The sequence below is a fragment of the Janthinobacterium sp. GMG1 genome (assembly GCF_034427795.1).
GTDB lineage: Bacteria > Pseudomonadota > Gammaproteobacteria > Burkholderiales > Burkholderiaceae_D > Janthinobacterium.
Map to the genome: position 1 here is coordinate 75,190 of NZ_JAXQNT010000008.1, position 16,665 is coordinate 91,854.

Annotated in this window: 15 protein-coding genes; 9 read left to right on the forward strand and 6 right to left on the reverse strand. The window is 61.0% G+C overall.

From position 1 onward, the window contains the following. Nucleotides 1-3 precede the first annotated feature (3 nt). From exbD to SJI03_RS20615, 3 genes are read left to right on the forward strand one after another with little or no spacing between them, the layout of a single operon-like run. A complete protein-coding gene (gene exbD, locus SJI03_RS20605; protein WP_322428392.1) occupies nucleotides 4-429 on the forward strand; it encodes a TonB system transport protein ExbD in 426 nt (141 codons plus the stop codon). After that, complete coding sequence (locus SJI03_RS20610; RefSeq protein ID WP_322428393.1) at nucleotides 426-1,199, forward strand: TonB family protein; 774 nt, start codon at nucleotides 426-428, stop codon at nucleotides 1,197-1,199. The genes exbD and SJI03_RS20610 overlap by 4 nt, the downstream gene beginning before the upstream one ends. A gap of 38 nt (nucleotides 1,200-1,237) precedes the next feature. After that, a complete protein-coding gene (locus SJI03_RS20615) occupies nucleotides 1,238-3,496 on the forward strand; it encodes a TonB-dependent receptor domain-containing protein (protein ID WP_322428394.1) in 2,259 nt (752 codons plus the stop codon). A gap of 30 nt (nucleotides 3,497-3,526) precedes the next feature. Here SJI03_RS20615 and SJI03_RS20620 read toward each other — a convergent pair whose 3' ends face one another. Then, nucleotides 3,527-3,934: a PRC-barrel domain-containing protein gene (locus SJI03_RS20620; RefSeq protein WP_071075939.1), complete on the reverse strand. Its 408-nt coding sequence runs from the start codon at nucleotides 3,932-3,934 to the stop codon at nucleotides 3,527-3,529. Nucleotides 3,935-4,180: 246 nt separating this feature from the next. Here SJI03_RS20620 and SJI03_RS20625 point away from each other — a divergent pair, with 246 nt between their 5' ends. The 3 genes from SJI03_RS20625 to ftsB all read left to right on the forward strand — a co-directional run bounded on the left by SJI03_RS20625 (nucleotide 4,181) and on the right by ftsB (nucleotide 7,644). Beyond that, nucleotides 4,181-5,833, forward strand: coding sequence for a CTP synthase (locus SJI03_RS20625; RefSeq protein WP_099403607.1), 1,653 nt, complete (start codon nucleotides 4,181-4,183; stop codon nucleotides 5,831-5,833). A 141-nt stretch (nucleotides 5,834-5,974) separates the two neighbouring features. Continuing rightward, nucleotides 5,975-7,258 (forward strand): phosphopyruvate hydratase, encoded by a 1,284-nt coding sequence (eno, locus tag SJI03_RS20630; RefSeq protein WP_034750709.1) that lies wholly within the window; start codon nucleotides 5,975-5,977, stop codon nucleotides 7,256-7,258. Nucleotides 7,259-7,320: 62 nt separating this feature from the next. Then, the gene (gene ftsB / locus SJI03_RS20635; RefSeq protein ID WP_099379085.1) at nucleotides 7,321-7,644 is read left to right on the forward strand and encodes a cell division protein FtsB; all 324 of its coding nucleotides are present in this window, start codon (nucleotides 7,321-7,323) and stop codon (nucleotides 7,642-7,644) included. Nucleotides 7,645-7,992: 348 nt separating this feature from the next. Here ftsB and SJI03_RS20640 read toward each other — a convergent pair whose 3' ends face one another. From SJI03_RS20640 to SJI03_RS20660, 5 genes are all read right to left on the reverse strand, one after another. Further along, nucleotides 7,993-8,280 carry a hypothetical protein gene (locus SJI03_RS20640; RefSeq protein WP_322428395.1) on the reverse strand — a complete coding sequence of 96 codons (288 nt, stop codon included), beginning with the start codon at nucleotides 8,278-8,280 and terminating at the stop codon, nucleotides 7,993-7,995. A gap of 152 nt (nucleotides 8,281-8,432) precedes the next feature. After that, on the reverse strand, nucleotides 8,433-9,575 hold the full coding sequence (locus SJI03_RS20645) for a glycerophosphodiester phosphodiesterase (protein ID WP_322428396.1): 1,143 nt from the start codon (nucleotides 9,573-9,575) through the stop codon (nucleotides 8,433-8,435). Further along, nucleotides 9,575-11,989: a TonB-dependent receptor gene (locus SJI03_RS20650; RefSeq protein WP_322428397.1), complete on the reverse strand. Its 2,415-nt coding sequence runs from the start codon at nucleotides 11,987-11,989 to the stop codon at nucleotides 9,575-9,577. Before SJI03_RS20650 ends, SJI03_RS20645 begins: the two co-directional genes overlap by 1 nt. A 153-nt stretch (nucleotides 11,990-12,142) precedes the next feature. Next, entirely contained in the window at nucleotides 12,143-13,123 is a 981-nt protein-coding gene (hslO, locus tag SJI03_RS20655; RefSeq protein WP_099379089.1) for an Hsp33 family molecular chaperone HslO, read from the reverse strand. A 4-nt stretch (nucleotides 13,124-13,127) separates the two neighbouring features. Continuing rightward, on the reverse strand, nucleotides 13,128-13,652 hold the full coding sequence (locus SJI03_RS20660; protein WP_099379090.1) for a gamma carbonic anhydrase family protein: 525 nt from the start codon (nucleotides 13,650-13,652) through the stop codon (nucleotides 13,128-13,130). Between the two features lie 206 nt (nucleotides 13,653-13,858). On the opposite strand from SJI03_RS20660, the gene SJI03_RS20665 reads away from it, so the two are divergent. From SJI03_RS20665 to htpX, 3 genes are all read left to right on the forward strand, one after another. After that, the gene (locus SJI03_RS20665; protein ID WP_099379168.1) at nucleotides 13,859-14,734 is read left to right on the forward strand and encodes an alpha/beta fold hydrolase; all 876 of its coding nucleotides are present in this window, start codon (nucleotides 13,859-13,861) and stop codon (nucleotides 14,732-14,734) included. Between the two features lie 102 nt (nucleotides 14,735-14,836). Further along, on the forward strand, nucleotides 14,837-15,670 hold the full coding sequence (locus SJI03_RS20670; RefSeq protein WP_322428398.1) for a 3',5'-nucleoside bisphosphate phosphatase: 834 nt from the start codon (nucleotides 14,837-14,839) through the stop codon (nucleotides 15,668-15,670). Between the two features lie 92 nt (nucleotides 15,671-15,762). After that, on the forward strand, nucleotides 15,763-16,647 hold the full coding sequence (htpX, locus tag SJI03_RS20675) for a protease HtpX (RefSeq protein WP_099379092.1): 885 nt from the start codon (nucleotides 15,763-15,765) through the stop codon (nucleotides 16,645-16,647). The last annotated feature ends 18 nt before the right edge of the window (nucleotides 16,648-16,665 follow it).

Sequence of the window (16,665 nt, forward strand, 5' to 3'; positions counted from 1 at the left end):
GCCATGGCGTCCCTGTTTCCTTCGTCGGACGACGACACGGCCGACATGCCGGAGTTGAGCGAGATCAATGTCACGCCTTTCATTGACGTGATGCTGGTGCTGTTGATCATCTTCATGGTGGTCTCGCCGCTGGCCACCGTCGACCTGAAAATTGACTTGCCGGCCGCCACGGCCAAGCCCGAACCGCGTCCCGAAAAACCGCTGTTCGTTTCCCTGAAAGCGGACCACAGCCTGTACCTGGGGGAGTCGCCCGTGGCGCGCGAGCAGCTGGGCAGCCTGCTCGACGCCCAGACGGGCGGCGACCGCCAGCGCACGCTGTTTTTCCAGGCCGACAAGCAAGCCGTGTATGAAGACGTGCTGGGCGTCATGGACGCCCTGCGCCAGGCCGGCTATCTGAAAGTGGGCCTGGTGGGCCGGGAGGGCGGGTGAATCCGCGCCCTGTATTGAGCTGGGGCATTGCCACGTCGCTGGTGATGGCGGGCGCGCTGACGCTGCTGTTGTGGGCCAGCTGGCAGCCCGTCACCGTCGTGCCCGCCAACCCGGCGGCCAGCGTGATGGTGGTCTTTGCCGTGCAAGCGATGTCGCCGGAAACACAGGTGGCGCATGCCGTGGGCGCGCGCCAGTCGGCGGCGTCCAGCGCCGCCCGGCCGCCCAAGAGTGCAGTCCGGCAGGAAGCCTTGCCGGTGCTGGCGCGTGCCGCCGCGCCGGACATCGTCGCCGCGGAAAAAGACACCAAGGCAGCAGCCAGTCCGTCGCCCGATCCCGGCAAGGATGCCGCGAAGGAAGCGTCCGTGCCTGCGCAGGCCAGCAGCAGCGCCACGCCGGCGCCGGCTGCCGTGCGCGGTCCCCAGGCGGCGCCGTTCAACAGCGACACGCCATCGACCAGCGCGGCGCCCGCCAGCTGGCAAAGCCAGGTGCTTGGCCACCTGGCCCATTTCAAGCGCTATCCGGGCGATGCGCGCCAGCGCAAGCGGGCCGGCGCCGCCTGGGTGCGCTTCCAGGTGGATCGCGACGGAAAATTGCTGGCCAGTGAATTGATCACCTCGTCGGGCACGGTGCTGCTCGACCGCGAAGCATTGCAAGTGCTGCAGCGCGCGCAGCCGCTGCCGGCGCCGCCCGCCACCGTATTGCGACAGGGCACGGTGACGGTCACCTTGCCCGTGTCGTTCCGGCTCGATGCCGACGGCGGCACCAGCTGAATGTCACATTTTTCAATCACATAACAAATCGAGGGTGTATGCATATCAAGACAATGACGCAGGCCGTGGGCATCTGCATGGCCTTGCTCGCGCAGCAGGCATGGGCGCAACAGGCGCAAGACAGTGGCAAGGTAGAATTTTCGCCGTTGAATGTATCGGGTGAAACTGTCCCGGCGGAACAGCAGGCGCTGGAAAAACCGGGCGCCGTCAGCGCGCGCGGGGCCGATACGCGCTTGCAGCCCGTGGACCAGATCGTGCGCAGCATGCCGGGCACGTTTACCCAGATCGACCCGGCGCAGGGCGCCGTCAGCGTCAACATCCGCGGCCTGTCGGGCCTGGGGCGTGTCAACATGATGGTCGATGGCGTGAGCCAGAATTACTATGGCAGCGCGCCGTCGTCCGTGTCCCACGGCGGCGTGCCCAGCAGCCAGTTCGGCGCCCTGATCGACCCGAATTTCATCATAGGCGTGGATGTGTCGCGCGGCAATGTCGTCGGTGGCGACGGCGTCAATGCGCTGGCCGGCAGCGCCAATTTCCGCACCATCGGCGTCGATGACGTCGTCTTCGCCGGTGAAAAAACGGGGGCGCGCACGAAGATGTGGAGCGGGAATAATGGCGTGGGACGCAGCGCCATGCTGGCCATGGCCATGAAAAACCCCGCCTTCGATGGCGGCAGCGTAGGCTTCATGGCTGCCACCAGCGCTAGCGTGATCGGCAACAACTACAAGAATGCCAAGGGCGTCAACAGCGAGGAATTCGGTTTCGGCTACAACCGCTATTACAAACAGAAACCCAAGTCGCAGCTGCTGAAGCTGGACCTCAAGTTGAGCGACTTCCATGCGCTGGAACTGTCGGCGCGCGATTACCGCAGCACGTTTACGCGCCGCGACATCCGCAGCAATGACTACTACGTAAAATATCACTACACGCCGTTTTCGGAATTGATCGACCTCAATGTGGTGGCCAGCAGCAGCCGCGGCAACCAGAAATACATGCCCGAGGCGCTGACCAATTTCATCAACACGAATGCGGCCAACCGCGCCGACGCTGTCGACATCAACAACACCAGCAGCTTCAGGCTGGCGGGCGGCGATGCGCTGGTAACCATAGGCGGCAAGCTGATGCGCAATAAATACAGCAAGCACGTGGAAAGCCTCGTCGACGATCCGGACAATCCGGACGCGAACCAGCAATCGATTGAAAACAATACGTTTGGCCCCGAGGGCGTGCAAAAGATCAACAGCCTGTATGCGGGCCTGCAATACAACCGCGGCATTGTTCAAGTCAATGCGGGCCTCAATTACACGCACTTTGATTTGACCGGCTACAAGCCCGCCTGCGACCCGCGCGTGCAGTGTTTCCCGCAAGGGGCGAGCAATATTGCGCTCAAGGAGCATGGCATCAATCCTTCGCTGCTCGTTTCCGCGCAAGTGACGCCGTGGTTCCAGCCGTTTGCCAGCGCCGAGCGCACGATGCGCGGGCCGAATCCGCAGGAAGTGTTTTTTTCGAATGACGGCGGGGCCTCGATGAACCCCTTCCTTAAGGGCGAGCGGGCCAGCACCTATCAGCTGGGTTTCAATTCCAGCCTGCATGGCTTGCTGAGCAAGAATGATGTGCTGAACTTCAAGGCCCTGTATTTCAAGAGCAAGATCGACGGCTATATCACCAGCCAGTCCTTCCTCGTGTGCGACCGCGGCCGCAAGTGCAATATCGCGGAAGTGCTGGCCAATGACTGGCAGAATGTGGATGACTACATGACCAATATGTATATCTACATCAACTCGGCCACGCCCGTGTACTCGCGCGGATGGGAACTGGAAGCGCAATATCATCTGGGGCCGGCCTATGCGCGCCTGTCGTACACGCGCGAAACGACGCGCCAGCCCACGTCAATCGCCAGCGCCTGGTTTGGCGCGGCCGACATCAGCGAGCTGCCCAGCGTGTATTACAACCTCGACGTGGGCACGCGCCTGCTGGATAACAAGCTGGAAGTGGGTGCCATCCTCAAGCACACGGGCTCGAACCGCCGCCTGTCGCCGGACAATGAAGCCGATGAAGCGACGGGCGAAGTGCTCAAGGCCGAGAATCCGAAGATCCCGGCTGTGATCGACTTGTATGCGAGCTGGCAGGTGACGAAAAATCTGTTCCTGCGCCTGTCCGTGCAAAACGCCATGAACAAGGATTTCTCGGAAGCGCTGAACCGTTTGAACTCGATGCCGTCGCAGTCGCAGGACAACACGCCGCTGAGCACGGCGCGGGGCAGGACGTATGTGGCTGGGCTGGAGTACCGCTTTTAAAGCAGACCCCAGCCCCGCGCTTTGGCTTGATTAATACTCGCGTGGTGTCGTTCCGTAGTAACTATGGATGGACTGGGCCCACGTGGTATCGGCCATGTTCGGCCAGTTATCCGTATCGAAGCCGGGCGCATTTTCGATGCGCTCCTTGTCGACGTTGAGGGTGAAGCGCTTGTTGACGGTGTCGAGCAGCAGCGCTTCCCAGGGCACGGCGAACAGCTTTTCGCCGATGGTGAAGACACCGCCGTGCGACATGACGGCATAGGCGATCTTGCCGCTGCGCATGTCGATCATGATTTCCTTGATTTCGCCCAGATGTTCATCCTTGGCGTTGTGCACATGGTCGCCGATCAGGGTGTCGGCACCCATCAGTTCGGGGCCGGGACCTTTGTGGCCGCGGTTGACATACATGCCGTAGGCGTCGCGTTCTTCGTAGCTCATGATGGACCTCCTGTTGAAAATGCCAGTCTGCCGCCAGGGCGCGGCAGGGTCTGTTCGCTCTCCCACACAATATATGGAATTGGAAATATTTCAATTATTGCCACTACGCAATTTTGTTGTGCGTAGACAGCAGGAGGGGGAGGGATAGTCGGTATTTGCCGCAAATTTCCGCGCGCGGGGAGCGACGCAGGCGGGCTTTAGTGTATAATTTCAATTTCCCGCACGTGCCGTTCGGCACCATCTGCAATGACCAAATTTGTCTTCGTCACTGGTGGCGTTGTGTCTTCCCTTGGAAAAGGGATTGCCGCCGCCTCCCTCGCCGCGATCCTCGAATCGCGCGGCCTTAAAGTCACCATGCTCAAGCTCGACCCGTATATCAACGTCGATCCTGGCACGATGAGCCCTATGCAACACGGTGAAGTATTCGTCACCGATGACGGGGCCGAAACCGACCTCGACCTCGGTCACTACGAGCGCTTCATTTCCACCCGCATGAAAAAGGTGAATAACTTCACCACTGGTCAGATCTATGAATCGGTGATCCGCAAGGAACGCCGGGGCGAATATCTGGGTAAGACCGTGCAGGTGATTCCGCATATCACCAATGAAATCCAGGATTACATCCGCCGAGGCGCCGAAGGTTACGACGTGGCCCTGTGCGAAATCGGCGGCACCGTCGGCGATATCGAATCCTTGCCCTTCCTGGAAGCGGCGCGTCAGCTGAGCCTGCGCGCCGGCCGCAAGAACACGGCTTTCGTCCATCTGACCCTGGTGCCTTACATCGCCTCGGCCGGTGAACTGAAGACCAAGCCGACCCAGCACTCGGTGCAAAAGCTGCGCGAAATCGGCATCTTGCCGAATGCGCTGCTGTGTCGCGCTGACCGCGCCATCCCGGAAGACGAACGCGCGAAAATCTCGCTGTTCTCGAACATCGAGGAAGACGCCGTCATTTCCGTGTGGGACGTCGACACCATCTACAAAGTGCCGCAAATGCTGCACGACCAGGGCCTCGACAAGATCATCTGCGACGCGCTGGACCTCGATCCGGCACCGGCCGACCTGTCGATCTGGAGCAAGCTGATCTACACGATGGAGCACCCGAAGGCGGAAGTGACCGTCGGCATGGTCGGCAAGTATGTCGAGCTGACCGAGTCGTACAAGTCGCTGATCGAAGCGCTGCGCCACGCTGGCATCCACACGGAAAGCCGCGTCAACATCGAGTACATCGATTCGGAAGAAATCGAAACGACCGGTTGCGAGAACCTGGGCAAGTACGATGCCATCCTGGTACCGGGCGGCTTCGGCAAGCGCGGCGTGGAAGGCAAGATCAAGGCGGCCCAGTTCGCCCGTGAAAACAAGATCCCTTACCTGGGCATCTGCCTGGGCATGCAAGTGGCCCTGATCGAATACGCGCGCAACAAGGCAGGCATGCCGAACGCGAATTCGACCGAGTTCGACCTTGATACGGATCAACCTGTCGTTGCACTGATCAATGAGTGGCAAAACCACGATGGTAAAGTCGAGTTGCGCGATGAAAACTCGGACCTGGGCGGTACCATGCGCCTGGGCGCGCAGACCTGCGCCGTCAATCCTGGCACCCTCGCCGCCGAGATCTACGGCAGCGTGGTGACCGAGCGTCACCGTCATCGCTACGAAGCCAATAATCACTACCTGGCCCGTGTCGAAACGGCTGGCCTGATCGTGTCGGCCCGCACGCCGAGCGAAGATTTGTGCGAAATCATGGAATTGCCACGCACGGGTGAAAATTCCCACCCATGGTATATGGGCGTGCAATACCATCCTGAGTTCAAGTCGACGCCACGCACCGGCCATCCGTTGTTTACCTCGTTCATCAAGGCAGCGCTGGCGCACAAAGAAGCCAACGCCGCTGCGCAATAACGCGGTCGATCGGTACAGTATTACCCGTAAGACAGCTCCCGGCCAGATCGTTCCCGCCGGGAGTTTCTTTGCCCCCTTTGTGCAATTGCGCATCAGAACGCAGTGTGCAGCCCCCTGTTAAGCTTAACTTTGGAGAATGACATGAGTGCTATTGTTGATATTATCGGTCGCGAAATCCTGGACTCGCGCGGTAACCCGACCGTCGAATGCGATGTGTTGCTGGAATCGGGCGTGATGGGCCGTGCGGCCGTGCCGTCGGGTGCCTCGACCGGTTCGCGCGAAGCCGTGGAATTGCGCGATGGCGACGCCAAGCGCTACTTCGGCAAGGGCGTGTTGCAAGCATGCGAAAACATTAACACCGAAATCTCCGAAGCCATCATGGGCCTGGACGCCAATGAACAGGCTTTCCTGGACCGTACCCTGATCGACCTGGACGGCACGGAAAACAAATCGCGCCTGGGCGCCAACGCCATCCTGGCCGTCTCAATGGCAGTTGCCAAGGCTGCCGCCGAAGAAGCGGGCTTGCCGCTGTACCGCTATTTCGGCGGTTCGGGCGCCATGCAGATGCCAGTGCCGATGATGAACGTCATCAACGGCGGCGCACACGCCGACAACAACCTGGACATCCAGGAATTCATGATCATTCCCGTGGGCGCCCCGTCGTTCAAGGAAGCTGTCCGCTACGGCGCGGAAGTGTTCCACACGCTGAAAAAGATCCTGCACAAGAAGGGCCTGAACACCAACGTGGGCGACGAAGGCGGTTTCGCGCCATCCTTGGCCAACCATGAAGAAGCCATCAAGCTGATCATCCAGGCTATCGAAGAAGCTGGCTACGAGCCAGGCACGCAGATCGCCATCGGCCTCGATTGCGCCGCGTCCGAGTTCTACAAGAATGGCAAGTACGAAATGGAAGGCGAAGGCCTGAGTCTGACCGCTACCGAGTTCACCAACCTGCTGGCGACCTGGTGCGACAAGTACCCGATCATCTCGATCGAAGACGCGATGCATGAAGGCGACTGGGACGGCTGGGCGATCCTGACGGCGGAACTGGGCAAGAAAGTGCAACTGGTCGGCGACGACCTGTATGTCACCAACACCAAGATCCTGAAAGAAGGCATCTCGAAAGGCATCGCCAACTCGATCCTGATCAAGATCAACCAGATCGGTACCCTGACGGAAACCTTCGCCGCCATCGAAATGGCCAAGCGCGCCGGCTACACGGCCGTCATTTCGCACCGCTCGGGCGAAACGGAAGACTCGACCATCGCCGATATCGCCGTTGCCACGAACGCCCTGCAGATCAAGACCGGCTCGATGTCGCGTTCGGACCGCATGGCCAAGTACAACCAGTTGCTGCGTATCGAGGAAGACCTGGGCGACATCGCCAGCTACCCTGGCCGCGATGCGTTCTATAATCTGAAGTAAGCTGATGTAAAACCCACTGGCCGGCCGGAAATGTTCCGGCCGGTTTTTTAACTGAATGCCCCATGCGCCTGATTACGCTCGCCCTGGCAGCCCTGCTGCTGTTGATTCAATTTCCCCTCTGGCTGGGTAAAGGCGGCTGGCTGCGTGTTGCCGACATGGAATCCCAAGTGGCGGTGGCCAATAAGAAGAATATGGAATTGAAGGCGCGCAACGCCAAGCTCGAATCCGAAGTGCGCGACCTGAAAGATGGGACGGGCGCCGTCGAAGAGCGTGCCCGCTATGAGCTGGGCATGGTCAAACAGAATGAGATTTTCGTGCAGATCGTGCGCAAGGGACAAACCCCGCCACTGCTGGAAACGCCGGTGGACGCCGCTGCGCCACACTAAGATAGTACTACTTCCCGCTTGCCAGCCTGGACCGATTGCCAGGCTGACCTGTCACATGACTACCTTGTTACCTTGTTACCTTGTACTGCTGCACACGACTGGCCGCATGGCGCGGCGTGCTGCTGCCTTGCTGCTTGCCGATCAGAAACGGGCCTTGCCGGTCGTGATCAGGTAAAAATGGATGCTGGTGACCACGATGGCAACAGCGATCAGTGCGGTTTCGAGAAATATCATATAAAAATCCTTGTCAGTATTTAGTTGGCTTAAAAAACGTCCAGGGCCAGGCGCCAAGCCGAAGACAGTACGAACGTACGGCGAGGCGCAGGCAACGCCGGCCTGGGCGTTTTTTTATCCGCGCGACGCCAGGAAGCGCAATTCTGCGGCCAAGTTCGGCATCAGGTTTTCGTAACGGGCCGCTTCCGAGTTCAGCAGGGCGATGTCGCGCTTGCTTGGGCGCACATAGCGCGCGTCATCGGCGCTGGTCGTCGTGCTGGCGATGACTTCCTTCTGTGCCAGTTCGCTGTACGGCTTGGAAGCGAGCAGGGCGCCAAGGAAGGCGCGCGTGGCGCGGCCCAGGTTGCTGAAGTAGTTGTCGTTGTCGTTGTCGTTGCTGTAGGTGTTGGTAAAAGTGGACATATGCCCTCCATGAATGGTCTGTTGTTGCATTGCACAATAATGGAGTTTGCGATATGCGTCCAATTTCAAATTCCAATTTCAGAAATTCAAGAAACGAATAATAAGGGCGTAGCCATCGGCCACGCCCTGAAAATGAATTTGTTACGAAATGTTTATCCTGCGGCGATGCGTCCCAAACCCGGATCGTCGCTGAAAAAACCGTCGAGTCCCGTTTCAATGTAACGCCGCATTTCCGCCACGGAACCGGCCTCGTTGCGCGCATTTTCTCCATTGCCATCGCGGAAGTCGGCCGCCAGGAAACGGTTTTCCGGGCGGAAGGTCCACGTGTGCAGCAGCAAGCCTGCCTGGTGCGCATCGTCGACGATGGACGAGGGCTTGGTCAGGCGCTGATCGGCGCCCAGCGCGATGACGCCCCGCGTGGGCGGCGCCACCACGTCCGCGTAGGCGGCGATGTCGCGCAGGCCGGCTGGCGTCGTCATCTGCCCGAACGTCAGCTTGCCGCCTGCCTTGGCCACGTCCATCGGGCGCACATCGCCACCCACCACCAGCTGCATCAGGCGCACGTTGGCGCGCCGTCCCAGTTTCTCGCGCAGGTATTTCAAATTTGCCACTTCGAAGGATTGGATTTCGATCGGCGCGCGGCGCGTGTACTCGTGCGCGAGCAGGGTCGACAGGAAACGGTCTTCCAGCGCCAGGCCCGCATCGCGGAAGTAGGTCGAGCTTTTCAGCTCGGGCACGAGGCCGATGATGCGTCCGCTGGCGGCAGATTGCGCTGCAACAAAATCGATGATTTCTTCCCAGGTCGGGATCTGGAATTGTCCATCGTACAAGGTGTTGCCGGTGCGTACTTTCGGCAGCCGTTCGATGGCGCGCAGGGTTTTCAGTTCGGCCAGGGTGAAGTCGTCGACGAACCAGCCTTCGTGCCATTCGCCGTCGACCAGCTTCTTGCCGCGCCGGCTGGCGAACTCGGGCCGGCACGCCACGTCGGTGGTATCGATCAGATTGCTTTCGTGGCGCGCCACGAGGATGCCGTCGCGCGTGGCGACCAGATCCGGCTCGACGTAGTCGGCGCCGTCGAGGATGGCCTTGGCATAGGACGCCAGGGTATGCTCGGGACGCAGGGCGCTGGCGCCGCGGTGGGCGAATACGAGCGGACGGGCAGGTTTTTTCTCCAGCAGGCCGGCCGCAAAGCCGGGCGCGGCGGCCAGTGCCAGGCCGCCCACGGCCGCCTGGACGAAGCTGCGGCGCGAAAAGTGACGCTGGGGCAGCACAGGGGCGATATGCGGCGTGCGCATCAGAAATCCGCCGTCAAGGTGAGGAAGCCCTGGCGCGGGGCGATCGGGAAGGTGTTGTATGTCTTGTCGGCCGCGCCGACCACCACGTTCAGCGAGCCTTCGCGGTTGGCCAGGTTGCTGACGTTCACTCTCCAGCGCGGGTTTTTCAACCAGCTGGCCATGGCCGGCAGCTTGCCTGACACGCCCAGGCCCATCAGGAAATAGCTGGGGACGGACAGATCGTTGGTGTACGTCGCGTAGCGCTTGCCCACATAGTCTCCCGTCAGTTGCACTTCGATATCGCCAAAGGTAGCCGAAGCAACAAACTTGTTCAGCCACTCCGGCGAGCCGGGCACGTTCTTGCCCGCTGTCAGCACCAGCGCGGCGCCATTGTTGTAATTGTCCGCGTACTGCGAGCGGTTGTACGACAGGGCATTGTAGAACGAGAAATTGTTGCCGAAGTGCACGGTACCCGCGATATCGATGCCGTCCGTGCGCACGCTGCCCACGTTGGCCAGCACGGGGTTGCCGCCAATGATGGAGGAAATCACGGGGGTTGGGCTGATCTGCAGCAAACGGTTGCTGAAATCGACGTGATACACATTGACCTGGCCATCGATGGCCGTGATGGCGCCCAGGTTCAAGGCGTGGCTGCCGCGCACGCCCACTTCATAGGTGAGGGCCGTTTCCGGCTTGGCGTCGCGCTTGAACAGGTCGAACGCGGCCTGGCTCGACAAGCTCCATGGCGAGGCGCCGCCACCGCCATAGGTGACGAACTGGCGCATGTTTTTCTGGATATTGAAGTACAGCTGGTCTTGCGGCGTGAAATCCCAGCGCGCGCCCACTTGCGGCAAGAACCATTTTTTCGTGTTGATGGTGCCGACCGGCAAGGCCGTCGAACCGCCGGAAATGGCGCCCTTGGCCGGCTGCACGGGGAACTGGCCATCGGCGAATTGCAGGCTGGACTTGAAGCCCGCTTGCAGGGCGATATCGGGGCGGATGCGCCATTCATCCTGCAAGTGCAGCTGCACCACCTTGTTGTCGATCTCGCTGCCGTACTGCGTGATCAAAGGATTGCTGGGGCGGTCGTACGGCGAGGTCGGGTTGTTGACGTCCAGCGCATACCAGCGGCGGTAGGCGGACGAGCGGTTCTGTTCCAGCCACAGGCCCGCTTCCAGCTGGTGGTTGCCGATTTCCTTGCGCAGGGTGGAAATGAAGCCGCCGCGCTTGATGTCGTATTCCGTCGTGCGCACGGCGTAGCCGGAGTTGCCGAACACTTCCTTCAAATTCTGTTTCGGGTAGTACACGCTGAACAGGCCCGGCAAGCCGGCCACGCCGATGGGACCGGCCACCACGCCCGCGCCGTCATCCTTGTGGTAATACACCTGGTTCGACCAGGTCATGCCTTCGGACAGGTTGGCGTCGAACTTGGCATATGCCAGGTAATCGGTGCGCTGCGCATCGCTGTAGTAATTGCGGTAATTGTTGCCGTCCGCGGCAGGCGTGGCGCCCGTTGGCGACAGGTAATTCAGGGCCGCCTTGAAGTCCGGGTACAGGAAGGGGCGCGTGTATGGCGCGCTCGTTTCGCCGGCCACGTGCACGGTGCTGTCTTCGTTCGGCTCGATCTTGTCCGAGTAATTGAAGAACAGGGTCAGCTTGCCCGCTTCGCTGCGGTTGACATATTTGGCGTTGAACTGGTCGCCGCCCTGGCGCGCATCGAAATCCCAGGCCCGCGCTTCATGGTGCAGGATGGAAAAATAGGCGCTGCTGCCATCGCCGAAGGCGCCCGTGTCGTAGCGGGCAAACGTGCGCGAAGTGCGGTGGCTGCCCACGGTTTGCTGCACGCTGGCGCCCTGCGTGGACAGCGGGTCGCTGGAATAGGTTTCGATGGTGCCGCCCAGGTTGCTGGTCGAGGCCGTGGCCAGGTCGCCCGCACCCGACGACAGCACGACGCTGCGCACGTTTTCGCTGATGACGGCGCGCTGCGGCGACAGGCCGTTGTAGTTGCCGTATTGCTGGTCGCCCAGCGGCACGCCATCCATGGTGTAACCGAGTTGCTGGCCGGAAAAACCATGCACGAACAGCGACAGGTTTTGCTCGTTGTTGCCCCATGGATCGGCCGTCTGGAAGCTGACGCCTGGCAGGGTTTGCAGGGCTTTCAGGGGATTCGTGCCGGGCAGGATTTTCTGGATTTCATTCTTGCTCAGGGCGACGGAAGAGCGCGTCTTGCGCGAGGAAATCTCCACGGTGGCCATCGGAGCATTGTCGTCGGCAGCCGGGGCGGCCGCTGCGGCCATGTCGGTAGTGGCCGAGGCCACGGCGGCGGCGACGGCCGTTTGCGCCAGGGTTGGCAAGCTCAAGCCCGCGGCGCAAGCGCCCAGCAAAACGTGGAAGGAATGGCGGCGCAGGGCCAGCGTCAAGTGGGAGTTCATCATCAGCCTGTGGAAAGTATTGGAAGGAATACAAGCTGCGCAGCGTAACGGCGGCGCGTGACGGGCTGATGACGAACTGATGACGGAACGATGACAGTGGAAACAATTGCGCCGCCTCAAGGGCGGCGCGGCAGATTCATTACGAAACTGTAATGCTTAGTTGATGCTGGCTGCGGGTGGAATCAAAACTTCCGCCGGCGCATCCGTGATGAACAGCTGCGCGCAATCGACCTTGTCGAATTCATAGTGCTGGCCGCAGAAATCGCAATTGACACCCACTTGTCCCACTTCGTCCAGGGTGCTGTTGACTTCTTCCTCGCCCAGCATCTTGAGCATATTGCCCACTTTTTCACGCGTGCAACTGCAATGGAAGCTCGGGTGCAGCGGGTCGAAGACGCGGATCGTTTCTTCCCAGAACAAACGCTGCATCAGGGTCTCGATGTCCGTCGACAGGATTTCCGCCTCTTTCAGGGTCGACGCCAGCATCACGGCGCGGTTCCACGTGTCCAGTGCCGCTTCTTCCGACACGGGCGTCGCTTCGGCCTTGCCGCCATGGTGGGGCAGCTTTTGCAGCAGCAGGCCGCGCGATACGGTGTCGTCCGTGGCCAGCCACAGACGCGTATCGAGCTGTTCCGAGCGCAACATGTAGTTTTCGATCACGGTCGCCATGTCATCGCCGTCCAGCGGCACGATGCCCTGATACGGTTGCTGGCCCGGCACCTTGTCGGCCGGGTCCAGGGTGATGATGAAGCGGCCCTTGCCGGTGGCATTGAGCAATTGCGGCACGGTGGCCACGTCGGGGATGGTGGCGTCCGGGTCCAGCTTGGCCGTGGCGCGCAGGCGCAGGTCGGAGTCGCACTCGACCACCATCAGGCGCACGGGACCGTCACCATGGATTTGCATGATGATGGAGCCGTTGAATTTCAGGTTGGCCGACAGCAGGGCGGCGGCAGCCACCATTTCGCCCAGTACTTTTTTCACGGCTGTCGGGTAGGCGTGGCGCGACACCACTTCCTGCCAGGTGCCGGAGACGTCGATGAACTGGCCGCGCACGGCGGCGTTGTCGAAAATAAATTTTTGCAGGGTATCCTGGCCGCTAACGGCTGCGCTGACCGCGCCCGTGGTTTCAGTCGTCATTCTCTTATCCAATCTTCTTGAGTTGCGTATTAAATAGCTGGCCGCGTTGCACATAGTTCACGGCGTTGCCTTGTAGTCTGGTGATATCGTCTGCCGTCAGGACCCGCACAGCTTTCGCCGGTGAGCCGATGATCAGCATATTATCGGGAAATTCCTTGCCTTCCGTGACCAGCGCGCCCGCGCCGACCAGGCAGTTTTTGCCGATCTTCGCGCCATTCAGGATCACGGCCTGGATGCCGATCAGGGCGCCATCGTCGATGGTGCAGCCATGCAACATTGCCTGGTGACCAATGGTGACGTTCTGGCCGATGTCCAGCGGATAGCCCGGATCCGTATGCAGCACGGCGCCTTCCTGCACATTGCTGTTGGCGCCCACGGTGATGCGTTCATTGTCGCCGCGAATCGTGGCGCCGAACCATACGGACGTATTCGCTTCCAAGGTCACCTTGCCGATCACATTGGCCGTGTCGGCAACAAAAGCGGAAGCATCAATCTGTGGCGCATCGGCGCCCAATTGGTAGAGTGTCATCGTTAGCCTGTGGCGGTCGTGGAAGCGCCGGGCACGGCCGGACGCGGAAGTTTTGCGCTATTTTACGCTGTTGCAGGGCAAGTCCGAACGCCGGGCGTTAATCCGGTATAATTATCGAACGGTCGTTCTTTTATGCGCACCCTATCTACAGACACAGCATGTGGCGCCATCTGCGCCACTTTCAAGGCAGGCATCCGATGAAACCCATGAAACTTTCCCGTTCCGAATGCATCAACATCCGCGGTGCCCGCACGCATGTGCGCCACTGGGGCCGCGACGGCGCGCCCATCCTGTTCATGGTGCATGGCTGGATGGACGTGGCCGCCTCATTCCAGTTCGTCGTCGACGAACTTGCCGGCGACTGGCATGTGATCGCCCCCGACTGGCGCGGCTTCGGCCTCAGCGACTATACGCAATCGGACACTTACTGGTTTCCCGACTACCTGGCGGACCTGGACGCCATGCTGCTGCATTACTCGCCGGACGCACCTGTCAACCTGCTGGGCCACAGCATGGGCGCCAACGTGGCCGGCCTGTACGCGGGCGTGCGGCCCGAGCGCATCAGCCGCTTCATCAACCTGGAAGGCTTCGGCATGATGGCAACAAAACCGGAGCAGGCGCCGGGCCGTTACGCCAAGTGGCTAGCCGAATTGCGCGAGCCGCCCGCGATGCGCAGCTATCCCACGCAAAAGGCCGTGGCCGAGCGCCTGCAAAAGACCAATCCGCGTCTGCCGGACGAGCGCGCGGCTTTCCTGGCCGAGCACTGGTCGGCGCAGAACGAGGCGGGCGAGTGGGACATCATGGGCGACCCGCAGCACAAGCGCGTCAATCCCATCCTGTACCAGGTGGAAGAAGTGATGGCGTGCTGGCGCCGCATCACGGCGCCCGTGCTGTGGGTCGAGGCGGATGACACGAATATGTGGCAATGGATGGGACCAAAGGAAGAGGCGCGCATTGAAATCGACCGGCGTTTGGCCTGCATCAAGGATGTGCGCTGCGAGATGATGCGCGATGCGGGCCACATGCTGCATCATGATCAACCGGCGGCACTGGCGCGCCTGGTGGAAGCCTTTTTGGCCTGATTTTTGGCCCGATATGTGACGGGAACGCCGCAGCGCTATTTGACAAGCAGCGTACAATGAAAACTTCTTCCATGCTGAGCCCGTGCAGGGTATTGTTTTCACATGCTTAAAGTCGACCTGCATTGTCATTCGAATATCTCCGACGGCGTGCTGTCTCCCGCCGCCGTGGCCGCGCATGCTTGCCGCGCCGGCGTCGATGTATGGGCGCTGACGGACCACGATGAAGTGTCCGGCGTCGCCGCTGCGCGCACGGCCGCGCTGGATATGGGCATGCGCTTCGTGGCCGGTGTGGAAATTTCCATTACCTGGGCCGGCGAAACCGTGCACATCGTGGGCTTGCAAGTCGATGAAAACAATCCCGGTCTGGTACAGGGCTTGCACCAGACGCGCTCGGGGCGCGACGCGCGCGGCCGGGAAATTGCCCGCCAGCTGGATCTGGCCGGCATCCCCGACGCCTATGAAGGGGCACTGAAATTTGTCGGCAACCCGGACCTGATGTCGCGCACGCACTTTGCCCGCTACATCGTGGAAATGGGCAAATGCACGAACATTCCCGACGTATTCAAGAAATACCTGTCGGAAGGCAAGCCCGGCTACGTCGAACACCGCTGGGCCACCCTGACCGAAGCGGTGGGCTGGATACGCGGCGCGGGCGGCGTGGCCGTCATCGCCCATCCGGGCCGCTACCGCTTCAGCGACATGGCGCAAGGCGTGCTGTTCGATGAGTTCAAGCAGCTCGGCGGCGTGGCCATTGAAGTCGTCACGGGCAGCCACAGTCCGGACCAGTATCCGGAATACGCGCAACTGGCCAACGCCTACGGCTTCCTCGCTTCGCGCGGCACGGATTTCCATGCGCCAGGCGAGTCGCGCGTGGATTTTGCCATGCTGCCTCCGCTGCCTGCCAACGTGACCCCGATCTGGCACGACTGGTTCTAGGGCGCGGCTGGCCTGCGCCTGCCGCGCGGGCTTGAAAAGTCGCGGCCGCATACTTATCTTTTAGTTATTCTTGTTTTCCGGAGCCATCGCCCATGAAACGTATCGTCCTGTTTATTGCAACCAATCTGGCCGTGATGCTGGTGCTGTCGCTCGTGCTCAGTTTGCTGGGCGTGGGCAATCCGGCGCGCGGCAGCACCCTGAACCTGGGCAGCCTGCTGGTGTTTTCGCTGGTGGTCGGTTTCACGGGGTCGATCTTTTCCCTGTTGATCAGCAAACCGATGGCCAAGTGGAGCACGGGCGCGCGCGTCATCGAGAACCCGACCTCGTCGACGGAATTGTGGCTGGTCAATACCGTGCGTGCGCTGTCCGAGCGGGCCGGCATCGGCATGCCGGAAGTGGCCGTCTATGAGGGCGACGCGAATGCGTTCGCCACGGGCGCCTTCAAGAATTCGGCGCTGGTGGCCGTCTCCACGGGCTTGCTGCAAAGCATGAACCGCGATGAAGTCGAAGCCGTGCTGGGCCACGAGATCGCTCACGTCGCGAATGGCGACATGGTGACCTTGACCCTGATCCAGGGCGTGGTGAATACCTTTGTCGTCTTCATGGCGCGTGTGGTGGGTTTCTTTGTCGACAATGTGCTGCTGAAAAATAACAACCGCGAAGGTGGCGGACGGGGCATTGGCTACTTTGTGACCGTCATGGTGTGCGAAGTGATCTTTGGCTTGCTCGCTTCCATCATCGTGGCCTGGTTCTCGCGCCAGCGCGAATTCCGTGCCGACGCCGGTTCCGCCAAGCTGCTGGGCAGCCCCACGCCGATGATGCATGCGCTGGCCCGCCTCGGCGGCGTGCCGCCGGGCGAACTGCCGCAATCGATGCAGGCGCTGGGCATCAGCGGTGGCAATGGCGGCTGGGGCGCCCTGTTCGCCACCCATCCGCCACTCGAACAACGCATCGCCGCGCTGCGCGGCGTACAATAATGCTAACTTAACAAGCTG